This window comes from Micromonospora globispora, assembly GCF_003857015.1.
GTDB classification, from domain to species: Bacteria; Actinomycetota; Actinomycetes; order Mycobacteriales; family Micromonosporaceae; genus Micromonospora; species Micromonospora globispora.
This window is the reverse complement of the sequence record NZ_QGGF01000776.1, coordinates 1-13,296: the sequence shown is the minus strand read 5'-3', so window position 1 is coordinate 13,296 and position 13,296 is coordinate 1. Positions and strand designations below refer to the sequence as shown.

The window sequence follows — 13,296 nt, the reverse complement described above, 5'->3', positions numbered from 1 at the left end:
CCGTACGCGACTTGGCAAGAGACTCCAGCAGTTCCCGCTGGCCGGGTTCGAGCACCAGTGGTGCGGCAGCACGTGTCACGCCCAGAGCCTACTAAAACGGCTATCTATTTGCGAGACAGGACACTAGCGGCGAAGCTAGGCCCGCCGCGAAGGCTCGCACGGCCGCCACTGGGACGTGCCTTGAGATACCAGGGAGATACCGTGACATCAACAGCCTCTCGCGCGGGGAGCCCCGCGGACCTGCCCGACTACGCGCCCATCCCGCGGTCGGCGCTCGGCCCGGCCCTCAACGAGCAGGGGTACTACGTCGGGCGGGTCGAGCGGAACCTGTACTGGGTCACCGACGGCGTCTACCAGTCGGCGTTCCTGACCACCCGCGACGGCGTGGTGCTGTTCGACGCACCGCCGTCCATCGGCGGAAACCTGCGGCGGGCGGTGGACGAAATCGCCGCCGCCAACGGCGTACCCAACACGGTGACCCACCTGGTCTACTCGCATCACCACGCCGACCACGCCGGCGCGGCCTCACTGTTCGACAGAGACGTGGTCCACGTCGGGCACGAGGAGACCCGGCGGCTGCTGGTGCGGGACAACGACCCGGCCCGGCCGGTGCCGGAGGTGACCTTCGCCGACCGCTACACCCTCGAGGTGGGCGGTGAGCGCGTCGAGTTGGCCTGGCACGGCCCCAACCACTCGCCGGACAACATCTTCATCCACTTCCCCGAACACGACACCCTGATGATGATCGACGTCGTCAACGCCGGGTGGGTGCCCATCTATAACCTCAACCTCAGCGAGGACGTCATCGGGTACATGAAGGCCCCGGCCACCGCGCTGTCCTACCCGTGGACGCACTTCATCTGCGGGCACCTCGGCCGGCTCGCCACCCACGATGACGTCGCGCTGCATCAGCAGTACATCGCCGACATCGAGGCCTGCGCGAAAGAGGCACTGGCCAACGTCGACCCGATGCCGTTTTACGCGAGGTACGGGGAGAACGCCTGGGCCGGGGTCAAAGCCCACCTCGACACCGTCACCGAGCGCGCGGCCGCGCCCGTCATCGCCAAGTACAAGGGCGTGCTGGCCGCCGCGGACATCGAGATTTTCACCACCACGACGACGTTCCTCATCATGCAGTCGTTGCGCCTTGACCACGGGCCCAGCGGACCGGTCCACCCCTGATCACCACGCACCACGGCCAGGCGAGCACCGCGGTGACCGCAGCGCCGTTGCCGAGGGCGGCCGATGTTTATCCGCATGCGACCACTGCGGCACCGGGAACCGTGTTGGCGGCGAGCAGTCCGACGAGCTCGTCAAGCGGCGCTTCGAGATCGTCGCGGCTGGAAAGGTCGTAATGGCTGTTGACGATCCTGTCGTCGGCGAGCCGGACCGTGGCCAACTCGGCCTCGCGTGTACCCCAGATCATGACTTCTACGAGCCACGCCGATGATTCGAGCACAGCGCTCGCGACGGGCTTGTCGTGGTTCGGCTGGACCTGGCCCGTCTGCCAGCGCAACGCAAGCCGCGCCCAGATGACGGTGCGTGCCGCGATCGCAGCGGACAGCGCCTCCAGCGGAAACATCACACCCGCGAAATATCGCACGTCGCTAGGGGGTCAGCCGCCGCTGTCCGGTCATGCTGTGTAGTAGATGAACTCCTGGGAGCGGGCGTCGGCGCCGTTTGACCCGATGCCGACGGACAGAGTGACTCGGCCAGACGAGTCGTACTGGGTGCGGGAAATGAGGTTGCGCCCGCCAGGTGCCCTGTCTGCCCAGGGTGAGTTGAGGCCAGCGCAACCAAGAACCCCTGACCTTCATACGAGTGCGGTTGCGGAACATCGTGCGATGTCATCAGATGTCGCGTTGCACATTGCGGAGCATGCCCCCCGTGCCGCCTTGTGCGGTCTGGTCTCGGCCGTCGCTGCTCGTCTGGCTGCTTCCTCGCTGCTTCCCGTCCGTTGTCGACTGGCCGGACCGCGCGCGTTTACGCCTGGGCCGAGGCGGTATTCGCGACCTGACTGCACCTGATCGGGGCGGCGGCCACAGTCAACTTGCGGGTATCTGCCGTGGCCCAGCGGGCCAGCCATGGGCAGAAACGACCACTCCACGCAGTAGGAAGGGAAGCCAGCATGAACGGCAGACCACGCATTGTCCTGGTCCATGGCGCATGGGCTGACGGCTCCTGTTGGAGCGGGGTTATCGAGCGTCTACAGGCCGACGGCTACCAGGTGACGGCCCCGCAGTTCCCCTGACCTCGACGGCCGACGACGTCGCTCGGCTACGCCAGGTCCTGAACTTGCAGGACGGCCCGACGATCGTGGCCGGACACTCCTATGGCGGCCAGATCATGACGGCCCTCGGCACCGACGCGCCAAACGTGGTCGGGCTGGTGTACATCGCGGCCTTCGGGCTGGACCAGGGGGAGTCGCTCGGCGCTCTGCTGTCGCAGGGCCCCACACCGCCGGCGCTGGAGCACTTGTTCGCCGACGAGCAGGGCTTCATGTGGCAGCCGCAGGACGAATTCGTCCAACACTTCGCGGCCGACGTCGACCCGGCCCGGGCCAAGGTGCTGCACGCCGTGCAGCAGCCACCTGCCGGCTCCACGTTCTCCGAAGCAATGGGCGTTCCGGCCTGGAAATCGCTACCGTCATGGTACCTGGTCGCCATGCAGGACCAAGCGATCCCGCCGGACGCGCAGCGCATGTTCGCCAGCCGCATGGGCGCGACCACCATCGAAGTACCTGCCAGCCACCTCGCGATGGTTTCCCACCCCGACGAAGCGGCACAGCTCATCAAGACGGCGGCCGAAACCCGGACCGCAGTGCCGGCAGGTCGAGCACGCAGATGACACGGAGCCACAAGCAGCGGTGGAGCCCGCTGTGGCCGTACGGGGGTCGCGGTGCCGCGCCCGGGTCCACCGAACCCGGCATACAGATCGTCCCGTCCGTCGCTTCCCAAGTCAGCACCCTGATGTGGTGTCCGTGGGCTTCTCCTGAGATTGGACACCCTGATATCGGACGTTGGTCCAGAGGAGGGGGTGTCCCCGTTGGGGCGTCGAAGCAGACGGAAGTGTTTCGGCGTGAGGCCGACGTTTCCCGGATCCCCGAATGTCGGCAACAACGGACCGACAGGACCAATGTCACTGAGGGCACGCTCCGGCCCGGAGAAAGGGGACGATCGTGATAGGAAAAGAACGCGGACGAAGCGTTCTGCCGCCTGCATCGCCCCGACAGGCGACGGTCCTGGCTCAGTTCATCGCCGGTCCCGGGCGGGCGCACGCCGTCCGGGACGCCCTTCTGCAGCTCGTGCAGGAGTCCCGGAAGGAACGCGGCAACCTCAGTTACGACGCGCACCAGCTGAAGAACAACCCGGCCGCGTTCTACGTGCTCGGCAACTGGGCGGACGAGCAGGCCCTGGACGCGCATCTGGCGAGTGCACACGTGCGGCAGTGCCTCACACAGACCGTCGCGGGCGAGATCGTCGCCCCATACGCCCAGTGGCGCGCGCACTTGCTGTCGGAACCCGACGCCCGGCCCGACCGCCCACGGCCGGTCGCGAACTCGCCGGCTCAGGTGACCCTCGTGCCGTTCTTCACGATCAAGGCCGGCGAGGAGGCCGCGGTCGGCGACTGCCACCTGGAGATGGTCGCGATCACCCGCGCCGAACCCGGATGCCTAGGCTACGACCTCTACCAGTCGGTCGAAGACCCGTCGGTCATGTTCCTGTACGAGAACTGGACTGACCAGGCGGCCCTCGACAAACACATGAACACCTCCAACTTCTACCGCATCGTCCGGGGCGAGATCGACAAACGCCTCGTCGCCCCCTGGACCGCGCACATGATGACGATGATCAGTGAACCCCACCCCGAGCGGATCACGGCCTAGATTCCCATGCTGCCAGCATGGAACTGATCCCCGGCTCCGGCTGCGCTGCCTGCCTGACCCGGACGAGAGTCGTCCTGCGCCATGTGACGCTGACCAGGAGGTCGTCCACGCGGCACGGACCCGGGCGTATGTCGGCCGCAGTGGTGGGGTGGGCAACGACGCGGTCCGACGACAACCTTCTTGGCGCCTCCAACCAGCGTCTGCGGAGGGCGGTGGCGATCGTGCCCGCAGCCGCGGCAGGGCCGCGTTCCTGCCCTGACGCCGTCGCACCGACGGCGTCTTCGGCGGGCGGCCAGCTCTCATGCCTATCGAGATGAGCAAGAATCGTGCGGGACCTCGAACTGACCGATGGTGACCGGCGCGTGGTGGTGGTCGCGGTCGACAAGGGGGAGGACGCAGTGACCGCCATCAACGAGGTAGCAGCGCGGTACCACATCCGCGGTGCCCGGGTCACTGCTGTGGCCGGGTTCAAGTCGGCCGAGCTGGGCTACTTCGACCGCGGGAAGCGCGACTACCTGCCCATCCCGGTTCGGGAGCAGGTCGAAGTCCTGTCTCTGCTCGGCGATATCGCTGACAACCAGGGCAAGGCTGCGCTGCATGTGCACGCGCTACTCGGCCACCGCGACGGCACGACCGTAGGGGGCCACCTCCTGCACGGTGAGGTGTGGCCAACTCTCGAGGTCATCAGCACCGAGGTCGGGGCGAGCCTCACCAAGCGGGTCGACCCGGAGACCGGGTTGGCGCTGCTGACGGGGACGGCCCAGCGCTGAGGGGATGGCCCTGGCCGCCACCCGTCCTGGCCGCCGGACAGCTCGTCGTTGCCGCGAGTCCGGCGTCGGCTCATCGCAAACGTGCAGCCGCGATCGGTTCCGAGACTTGGACGACCGGGGTGTCGACAAGGTGCTCGGCGACAAACCACGTCTGGAGTTCGTTGGTGCGGATCAGGTTCGACACGAGCACGTCGTTGGTGCCGTCGTCGCCGCCCTCCACCACCCGACCTGCGGCATCGTGCGCGTCGATGAGTATCATCTCGTGCGCCTCCAGCAGGCGGGAGAGCATGGCTGGCACCTCCTCGGCACCGTTTGGCGGGCGCGGCACCCTGGTCAACTCAGCGACGTGACGCGGGTCCCCCACCGCGATCCCGCCGAGCGTCTGAATACGCTCCGCAATCATGTCGATCAGTTCGAGCTGTTCGTCCGCGTGCTTGTCGAGCAGCAGGTGAAGCTGGTAGAAAGTCGGGCCGCGCATGAGCCAATGATGCTTCTTGTAGAGCGAGTGCAGAATTCGAGTATCAGCGAGGATCCTGTTCAACCGTTCACACGAGTACATTCGCGCGTCGTAGGAAAGGCCGACCGGTAGCTGTCGAACAGTGCCGAACGCCTGGATCTCCCGGCCATGCTGATGCAGTCGCGGCTGGCTGTCTGAACGGTCCTCCTGCTGGGACATGCCGTCTCCCCCGATGCCTGTTCCCCGCTGTCACCCCGCCTACCGCCACCAGTCGGCTCGGCGGCGAAGGTCGGCCAGGGCGGTTCATACGAGCGTAGGCGGCTGCCGCCCCCGCAGTGGCCGTAATCCGGACCCCGCCAAGCGATCACCCTGCGGCCAGCCGATGACCTTCTCCGCAAGCAGGTCGACGTGCACCCGGGCAGGCGACATCGATGGCCGCGTGGAGGATGTCTGAGGGTTCAGCCGCCCCGCTGACGTCACGTGGTGCCGGTGACGGCGTGGCGGACCAGTTGATGCTGCTGGGTGAGAGCTAGCGCGGGCAGCAGATTTCGCTTGCGGCGATGCGGATCTGCACGACGACGGCGTCGTCGAACGTGCCAATCTCGTGGGTGTCGACCGGTCCGGTCCGCTCGTAGCCGCGTCGTTCCGGTCAACCACTGCCCGACCCTGACCTACGCTGCCGGGTAGGAGGAGTACGGGGGGTCAGATGGCGGGAACGCAGCGGGTGGCCGTACTCGGGCTCGGCGGCATGGGGCGGCCGATGGCCGCGAACATTCTCCGGGCCGGCCTGCCCACGGTGGTCTGGAACCGCCGCCCGGAGCCGGCCCGGCAGCTCGGCGGGCAGGGCGCGGAGGTCGCTGACAGTCCGGCGGAGGCGGTACGCCGGGCGGACGTGGTGATCACGATGGTGACCGACGCGGACGCGGTGGTGTCCATCGCTGCCGACCTGGGAATGCTGGCCGCGATGGCAGAAGGCGTGATCTGGGCTCAGATGAGCACGATCGGGGTCTCCGGCACGGAACGGATCGCCCGCCTGGTGACTGAGCAACGGCCCGACGTCGTGCTGCTAGACGCGCCGGTGGCGGGCAGCCGAGGCCCTGCGGAGCAGGGAAAACTGGTTGTTCTCGCCTCCGGCCCGGAGCAGGTCCGGGACCGGATCGGCCCGGTCTTCGACGCGATCGGGCAGCGCACCGTCTGGGTCGGACCGGCCGGTTCCGGCTCCCGGTTCAAGCTGGTCAACAGCCTGTTGCTCGCCTTCATCGCCGAGGGGCTCGCCGAATCGATCGCGTTCGGCCACGCCCTCGGGCTGGACCGCGCGGCGGTGGTTGGCGCATTGCAGGGCAGTCCGCTGGTCTCGGTCTGGGCCGACGAGAAACTGCAGCGGATCGGCCAGGACGACTATTCGCCGCAGTACCCGCTCTCCCTCGCGATCAAGGACGTCAACCTGGCGCTGCTCGAGGTCGACGTCGACCGGTTCGCAGTGGCCAACAGCCTGGCCGCGCAGTGGCAACGGGCGGTGGACCACGGGCTCGGCGGCGAGGACCTCACGGTGATTACCCGCGTCCTCCAGCATTGAGCGGTTGCCGAAAGGTAGGTGTTGGCCGGCAGGAGATGGAGCAGGCATGGCGAATATTCTGATCACCGGAGCAGGTTCCGGGCTCGGTCGGGGCGCTGCCCTGGGCTTGGCGCGTGCAGGGCATCACGTCATTGCCAGTGCCGAGATCTGGTCCCAGGTCCGTGACCTGCGGTCCGAGGCACAGCGGCAAGGCGTCAGCCTCGAGGCGATCAAACTCGACGTGACCGATGAGTTCGATCGACAACACGCGTTCGGCTACGACGTCGACATTCTCGTGCTCAATGCCGGTATTCAGGAAGCGGGCTCCGTGGTGGAGATACCCATGGCACGGGTGCGCCGGTCCTTCGAAGTCAACGTCTTCGGTCACCTGCAGCTTGTCCAGGGGTTCGCCCCGCAGATGCTCGGCAGGGATGATGGGAAGATTTTCTGGGTGTCGTCGGCTGTCGGCATCCGAACCAGGCCATGGGTCGGGATTTATGCCGCGACCAAACATGCCATCGAGGCGTTGGCGTGGGCGATGAAGATGGAACTGGAGCCGAGGGGGATTCGTGTCGCCACGATAAATCCAGGCCCCTACCGCACCGGCTACAACGACACGGGAGTCGAGGCGATGTTCCAGTGGCGGGATGACACGAGCGCCATGCTGGTACAGCCCGACTTCAATGCGTATCTCGATAACCAGTACGACCCCCAAGAGATGATCGACACCATGGTCAGGACAATTCCTGCCGACCACCATCCATACCGGACCGTGTGTCCCGAGATCAGCCTGAAGCAGGACAAGGAATTTGAATCCCAGGTCTGGGCGTCCCAGGCCTGAACGGTCAGCCATGTCTCCTGGTTCGATTCGCCTGGGCCGCCGGTCGTCCGGAGGTGGCATGAACGGCGCGACTGCGGGAAGAAGCCGTTGTCGCGCAGTCAGCGACTTGGGTCGAGGAGGGCAGTCGTACGAGTGACATCCGGGGCCGGGGTTGACTGGGCCCGGCGATGCGCACGAAGCCGACCCCGTCTTGTCCAAGCCGGCGGTGGCCCGGCTGCTGGTGGTGCTGGCCTCCGCGTCCGGCTGCCTCGATGTGTTCTGTCTTACCCGACTCGGGGGCTTCTTCGCCAGCGTGATCACCGGCAATCTGGTGCAGTTCGGCCGCGCGGTAGCCACGGCGGAGACCCGCCTGTTGGCGGGCGGGGCAACGGCGGTGGGCGGATATGCGCTGGGCCTGGCTGGCGGAACTCTGCCGCTGCGCCGCGTCAGGCCAGGCTGGGGCCGCCGTACGGGAATGGTGGCGGCGGTCGAGGCGGTACTGCTGGTCGGTGTTGCGGTGGGCTGGTGGAGCACGGCAGCGCGCTCCGGGTACGCCGGCGGGCTGGCGCTGCTCGGTGGCGCCTCGGCGGCGAGTGGGATACAGAGCGTGGTCACCATCAACGCCGGGATACGGGGCGCCTCGACCACGTACCTCACGGGCTCGCTCACCGACGTGGTCCGGGGCGTCGTACTCGATCCGCATCGGTTCGCCGCCGGGGCGGCTGGGGTCACCCGGCTGCTGGGGCTGCTCGGCGGCGCCGTGCTCGGCGCGTTGACGCTGCGCGTGGCGCCGATCTGGGCGCCCGCCCTGGCGGCGACGTTGGTTGTGGCTGTCGTCGTCGCCGCCGCCTTGGGGCACCGGCGGGCCGGGATCACCGACCGGAGGAAACAAGAATGAGAGCTGTCGTCTACGAGGATGTCCGGAGCGTCGCGGTGCGGGAGGTGCCGGACGCGACGCTGGAGGCGGAGACCGACGCGTTGGTGCGGATCACCTCGAGCGCCCTGTGCGGTACCGACCTGCACATGTACGACGGGCGGACCGGCGCGAACCCCGGCCTGGTGTTCGGCCACGAACCGCTGGGTGTGGTCGAGCAGGTGGGCAGCGCCGTGCAGACCGTCCGGCCGGGCATGCGGGTGGTGATCCCCACCCACCTGTTCTGCGGCACGTGCGCGATGTGCTCCCGGGGACTTTCCGCGGCGTGTCTGCGGGTCCGGGTCGAGGGGCCGGGCGCGGCGTACGGCTACGCCGGGATGGGCCCCTACCGGGGCGCCCAGGCCGACCTGCTTCGCGTGCCGTGGGCCGACGCGAACTGCTTACACCTGCCCGGGGAGCCCGGCGACGCGCACGAGGACGACTTCGTTCTGCTCGCCGACGCGTTCGTCACCGGTTGGCACGCCGCCGCCACCCTCGCCGGCGTGGAACCCGGTGACACGGTGGCCGTGTTCGGAGCCGGCACCATCGGGTTGCTCAGCGCCTACTCGGCTCTGCTCCGGGGCGCCCGGGTCGTGTACTGCGTGGACGGCGTGGACGCCCGGCTGGACAAGGCCGGCGAACTGGGGGCGGTCCCGATCGACTTCCGCCGCGGCGACCCGGTCGAGCAGATCCGCGCCGACCGGGCACGGGCAGGGCTGCCCCTCGGAGAGGAGAAGTTGAGCGGGGTCGACAAGGTGGTCGACGCGGTCGGGTTCCAGGCCCGCGACCGAGAACACCCCGACCAGGAACGCCCCAACCAGGTGATCGCCGACGCAGCCCAACTGGTCAACCCGACCGGCGCGATCGGCGTCGCCGGCGTGTACCCGGACAAGGACCTGCACCCGCGCCCTGGCGCGACCGCCCGGGAAGACCTGGTCGCACCGTGGGGGACGCTATTCGGCAAGGGCGTCGCGGTCCGGTTCGGCCGTACCCACGACCGCCGCTACACCCGCCTGCTGCGAGACCTGGTGGTCTCCGGCCGGGCCAGGCCCGGCATCATCGTCACCCACCACGGCACCCTCGCGGACGCGCCTGAGCTGTACCGGCGCTTCGACCGCCGCGAGAACGGGGTGATCAAGGCGGTGCTGCACCCATGAAACATCATCTGAAACCCCCGGCCTCGAAAATTGGCCCTATCTGGCGGTCTCCCGGCCGTCGCCGGGTGGAGCACGTAAGGGCTTTGATCACCCGGTTCGATCGGCCTGCCGAGACGGCGAATCTCGGCGACGCGCTGCGGCCGGCCGCGGGTGAACCAGGCGCAGGTGGCGGCTGTTTCGATCGACGAGAGTGGCGATCGCCCACTGGTTGTTGCGTCCGACGATCAGATCGCCTTCCCAGCCACCCACTCGCTGCCGCACATCAACGATGTCGGGTCGGTGATCGATCGGCAGCCCCGAGGCCACGAATCGTGCCGGGCGTTCGTGTGGTCTTCGTCAAACCGATCACCGCGTCGCGCGCTGCGCCGGTTGATCCGCTGGCGCCTTGATCCTTTCGAGGTCACTGGAGAGGCCGGCCAGCCATACCTCGACCTCGACCGGGCGTAGGACCTCGCGCCGATGCTCGCCGGCATTGATGATCGCCTGGACGTGGCCGAGGACGTCCTCAGGTGCCGATGGCGTGCTTACCGGCCGGGCGATTCGGCCGGCCCGCACCCGCGTTGCGAGGTCGGCGTACGCGAACCGGAGCCATCGGGTGAAACTGGCCAGCGAGGTAGCGGCGTCGGGCCATACGGCCAGGGAGCCAGGCGGAATGTCTCTGAGCAGCGACTCGGCGCCGCGCACCATATGGTTACCGGCGGCGCGCGCAGCCTCCCAGTCCACGTGGGACATCCCCGGGTGGTGGCTCTCGGAGTGGTACTGGCAGAAGGAGGCGTCCGCCAAGACCATCGCTCGACGCGCCGCGTCGAGTCCCTCGCGTGGTCGCTTCCTGCCCGTCATAGCCTCGACGGTCTCCTCGACGGCGATGGAACCGTGCTCAAGGTAGGCCGCGACGTCCCGCCGCAGCTGTCCGCTGCCGCCTCGCGGCCAGAACAGCAGGCCGGCGAGGATTCCGACCCCCGCGCCGATCACGACGTCGACCACGCGTGCCCTGGCCAGCTGCAAGTTCGCTGGGGCGAGTTGGGCGAACACCAACGTGAGCAGCACCGTGATCATCGCCTGCCCCCAGCCGAGGCCCAGCAGCGGACCTGCGGCGAAAGCCAGCACCATCGCGATCGGGAGCAACGGCACGTACACCGCGGGCCCGGGGGTCACGACCAGCAGAAGGCCGCCAACGGCTGCACCGGCGAACGTGCCGACCAAAACGGGCCGCAGCGTGGTACGTGTGTCAGCCGCGGACGTCCGCATGAGGGTGAGGGTGGCAAGGAGGACCCAGAAACCGTGCTGAAGGTTCAACGAGCCAGCGATCACCCGGGCAGCGGCGAGCGCCACCGCGATCCGCAGGGCTGCCTGGAAATAGACCGAACTCGGCGTGAGGTGCACCCGGAACCGCTGCCAGAACAGCGACAGCGCGCTCTGCCGTGCGTACCAGAACAGATCTGGCCCTTCTCCTGGATGCGCCTCATCGGCCCGGATCGGAAACCCGGCGGCGATCCGCGCGGCCGTGGCGAAGGTGCGGACCTGCTCGACCATCACCTGGGCCATCGCATCGAGGCGCAGGTGTGCGACGTCCGGGGCCCGCGGCAGTGCGGCCGTGCCTCGACGCGTGAGACGTTCATCGAGTCTCGCACTGGCCGCGTGCAGTTCATCAATGCCGACGGCCGGCGATTCGGCGAGAACAGTGCGGCCAGCGGCACGGGTCGTAGCCGCGCACTGGTGTAGCCGCCGTGCCACATCGACGTGGTCGGCTTCTCCCGCGCCAGGTTCGATCGGAAGGCGGTGCGCCAACGCAAGGACCTGACGCAGGGCTGCTGCGCATTCCCGCAACGCCCGATCCCGGGCACCGGCCGATGTCGGTCGCTGCGTCGGCGCCAGGTGCACGAGCCGCACCCGCTCCATGGCACGAAACGCGCGATCCCGCCGGCGCACCAGTTCCGTATCCGCGCCCGCCTCGCCGGCCAGCACGTCCGCCTTCCCGTCGACGAACCTTGCGACGCTCTCCGCCGCGTCGGCGACGCGCTGTTGGTAGCGCACCGGGGCCGGGTCAGGCCATAGCGCCACCTCGGCGGCGGCGAGGAGCACGATGCCGAGCGTCACACCAACCAGTCGCGCCGGCAGCGTCCCCGGATCGTACGGCGGGAAGCACGCCAGGATGTAGAAGAGTTGGAACGCGTTGGCCAGTCCACGCGGGCCCGGGCCGCCGACGCCGGCGAACGCCACCGCGAATCCGACGACCAGCATCCCGGCCGCCGCAGCCCAGGTGCTCACGGCCAGTACGGTCCCGAGGGCGATCAGGACCCACGCCGCAGGCAATGCCGTAAGCAGTGTGCGCGCGCGCCGGCCGGCGGGGCCTGGCAACTGGGCGAACAGGCCGGTGGCGACCGAGCCGAACAAGGCGTACGTCGCCAGGATGGTATTGCCAAGTCCGTACCGGCAGCCGTAGAAGTTCAGGGAGCACACGAGCGTCAGCCGCGCCGCGCGACGGATCGCCTGGTAGCTCGGGTCCCGGCGGCGAAGCCAGTCCAGTACGCCCATCCCGACCACCCATGGTCCCCCGTTACAGCGGTTCTCCGACAGGCCCATCCTCTCCAGGCAAGGGCAGATCCGCGGTGACCTCCAACAGATTGTTCGGGATCCGCCCGACGGGAGCCCGTGACTAGTAGCGCTGTGTTAGGTGGGCGATCGCCGCTTGCGGCGGACAGTTGTCGGCTTGACCGCTGGACGGACCAGCCGCACCGGTCCGGGAGGGTCAATCACCACAAAGGCCCAGGTAGCAGGCCCGCCTGGTGGCGAAAACGGCAAATCCTGGACTCCGGGGTGGCCGCCTGACAGCCTTGACGGCGCTGTCAGCCACTTCCGGGCCAAAGTGGACACCGCCGCGAAGGGGTGCAACGGTCGCCCCCGACTCGGGGTATCGCGCGCACACTCGTCGCGGCGGGCCACTACAGTGCCAGGAAGTCCGGGGCCGAGATGTGCAGCGCGGGTCAGGCCAGGGAGATCTGGTCGCCGGTGAGTTTGATCTCCCTAGGCGGAAGCGGCCGCGTGGCCGGGGGCGTCTTGACCGAGCCGTCGACAATGGAGAACTTGCTGCCGTGGCAGAGGCAGTCGATCGTGCCGCCCTCGACGCGCGAAACCGTACAGTTCTGGTGGGTGCAGATCGAACTGAAGCCCTTGAATTCGCCCGGATTCGGCTGCGTGACCACGACGCCTTCCTTGGCGAAGATCTTGCCGCCACCGACCGGGATGTCGGTGGTCTTGGCCAAAGGCTCGCCGGCCGCCGGACCGCCGCCGCCGGTGCTCTTGGCGGTGGGGCTAACGGCGGTGGTGGGGGCGCCGGCCCCGTCGCCGGAGTCGTCGCCGCCGCAGGCGGCCAGAACCGCCGCCGCGCCGACCGCGCCCGCACCGGTGAGCAGGGCTCGACGGCTATGCGTATCCGACCCGGTGATCACCTGATCCTCGCTCATGCCTCGCCCTCTCTGCCCGCCGTGCCCGTCATGAGTCGCGGTCACGTTCCTGCGCACAGAGACCACTCTTTCAGACGGTTCACCCGATTTGCGGGGATTCTGGCCGGCCCGGTGGGCCGGCTAGCCCAGGACTAGCCCCAACGCCGTTTAGGGCGTGTCCTGCCGATCTTGTAGTGGTTGATCGTTGACGATGTGCCGGTGGTGCGTCGTGGTGAATTAACCGATGAAGCATGGGCGGTGATCGCGCCGCTGCTGCCCGAACCGGGGAGTTCTC

Annotated in this window: 12 protein-coding genes and 1 pseudogene; 8 read left to right on the top strand and 5 right to left on the bottom strand. The window is 68.3% G+C overall.

Translation table 11 applies throughout. The annotated features are described in order from the left end of the window. The first annotated feature begins 201 nt into the window (after positions 1-201). Positions 202-1,182 (top strand): MBL fold metallo-hydrolase, encoded by a 981-nt coding sequence (locus DKL51_RS33775; protein ID WP_109943530.1) that lies wholly within the window; start codon positions 202-204, stop codon positions 1,180-1,182. A 67-nt stretch (positions 1,183-1,249) separates the two neighbouring features. Here DKL51_RS33775 and DKL51_RS33770 read toward each other — a convergent pair whose 3' ends face one another. Then, on the bottom strand, positions 1,250-1,603 hold the full coding sequence (locus DKL51_RS33770) for a hypothetical protein (RefSeq protein WP_123827010.1): 354 nt from the start codon (positions 1,601-1,603) through the stop codon (positions 1,250-1,252). 581 nt (positions 1,604-2,184) lie between these two features. Here DKL51_RS33770 and DKL51_RS33765 point away from each other — a divergent pair. The 3 genes from DKL51_RS33765 (at position 2,185) to DKL51_RS33755 (ending at position 4,656) form a co-directional block, all read left to right on the top strand. Beyond that, complete coding sequence (locus DKL51_RS33765) at positions 2,185-2,847, top strand: alpha/beta hydrolase (RefSeq protein WP_165823051.1); 663 nt, start codon at positions 2,185-2,187, stop codon at positions 2,845-2,847. Positions 2,848-3,178: 331 nt separating this feature from the next. After that, positions 3,179-3,886 (top strand): putative quinol monooxygenase, encoded by a 708-nt coding sequence (locus DKL51_RS33760; protein ID WP_109943527.1) that lies wholly within the window; start codon positions 3,179-3,181, stop codon positions 3,884-3,886. A 326-nt stretch (positions 3,887-4,212) separates the two neighbouring features. After that, entirely contained in the window at positions 4,213-4,656 is a 444-nt protein-coding gene (locus DKL51_RS33755; protein WP_124813265.1) for a PPC domain-containing DNA-binding protein, read from the top strand. A 70-nt stretch (positions 4,657-4,726) separates the two neighbouring features. Here DKL51_RS33755 and DKL51_RS33750 read toward each other — a convergent pair whose 3' ends face one another. Next, a complete protein-coding gene (locus tag DKL51_RS33750) occupies positions 4,727-5,332 on the bottom strand; it encodes a Dps family protein (protein ID WP_109943525.1) in 606 nt (201 codons plus the stop codon). A gap of 487 nt (positions 5,333-5,819) precedes the next feature. On the opposite strand from DKL51_RS33750, the gene DKL51_RS33745 reads away from it, so the two are divergent. From DKL51_RS33745 to DKL51_RS33730, 4 genes are all read left to right on the top strand, one after another. Beyond that, a complete protein-coding gene (locus tag DKL51_RS33745) occupies positions 5,820-6,689 on the top strand; it encodes an NAD(P)-dependent oxidoreductase (RefSeq protein WP_109943524.1) in 870 nt (289 codons plus the stop codon). 46 nt (positions 6,690-6,735) lie between these two features. Then, positions 6,736-7,509, top strand: coding sequence for an SDR family oxidoreductase (locus tag DKL51_RS33740; RefSeq protein WP_109943523.1), 774 nt, complete (start codon positions 6,736-6,738; stop codon positions 7,507-7,509). Between the two features lie 151 nt (positions 7,510-7,660). Continuing rightward, the gene (locus DKL51_RS33735; RefSeq protein WP_109943522.1) at positions 7,661-8,386 is read left to right on the top strand and encodes a DUF1275 family protein; all 726 of its coding nucleotides are present in this window, start codon (positions 7,661-7,663) and stop codon (positions 8,384-8,386) included. Beyond that, the gene (locus tag DKL51_RS33730; protein WP_109943521.1) at positions 8,383-9,558 is read left to right on the top strand and encodes a glutathione-independent formaldehyde dehydrogenase; all 1,176 of its coding nucleotides are present in this window, start codon (positions 8,383-8,385) and stop codon (positions 9,556-9,558) included. Before DKL51_RS33735 ends, DKL51_RS33730 begins: the two co-directional genes overlap by 4 nt. 150 nt (positions 9,559-9,708) lie before the next feature. Here the strand turns inward: DKL51_RS33730 and DKL51_RS37620 are convergent. The 3 genes and pseudogenes from DKL51_RS37620 to DKL51_RS33720 form a co-directional block, all read right to left on the bottom strand. Then, positions 9,709-9,894 (bottom strand): annotated as a pseudogene (locus tag DKL51_RS37620) (IS30 family transposase); the annotation flags it as partial. A gap of 9 nt (positions 9,895-9,903) precedes the next feature. Beyond that, complete coding sequence (locus DKL51_RS33725; protein ID WP_109943531.1) at positions 9,904-12,093, bottom strand: FUSC family protein; 2,190 nt, start codon at positions 12,091-12,093, stop codon at positions 9,904-9,906. A 449-nt stretch (positions 12,094-12,542) separates the two neighbouring features. Beyond that, positions 12,543-13,022, bottom strand: a complete 480-nt coding sequence (locus DKL51_RS33720; RefSeq protein ID WP_109943520.1) for a Rieske (2Fe-2S) protein — start codon at positions 13,020-13,022, stop codon at positions 12,543-12,545. Positions 13,023-13,296: the final 274 nt, after the last annotated feature.

Bases quoted from the DNA above. Each gene is read 5' to 3' on its own strand.
- DKL51_RS33750 (WP_109943525.1), bottom strand. From the start codon at position 5,332: ATGTCCCAGCAGGAGGACCGTTCAGACAGCCAGCCGCGACTGCATCAG.
- DKL51_RS33745 (WP_109943524.1), top strand. From the start codon at position 5,820: ATGGCGGGAACGCAGCGGGTGGCCGTACTCGGGCTCGGCGGCATGGGG.
- DKL51_RS33740 (WP_109943523.1), top strand. From the start codon at position 6,736: ATGGCGAATATTCTGATCACCGGAGCAGGTTCCGGGCTCGGTCGGGGC.
- DKL51_RS33730 (WP_109943521.1), top strand. From the start codon at position 8,383: ATGAGAGCTGTCGTCTACGAGGATGTCCGGAGCGTCGCGGTGCGGGAG.
- DKL51_RS33725 (WP_109943531.1), bottom strand. From the start codon at position 12,093: ATGGGCGTACTGGACTGGCTTCGCCGCCGGGACCCGAGCTACCAGGCG.
- DKL51_RS33720 (WP_109943520.1), bottom strand. From the start codon at position 13,022: ATGAGCGAGGATCAGGTGATCACCGGGTCGGATACGCATAGCCGTCGA.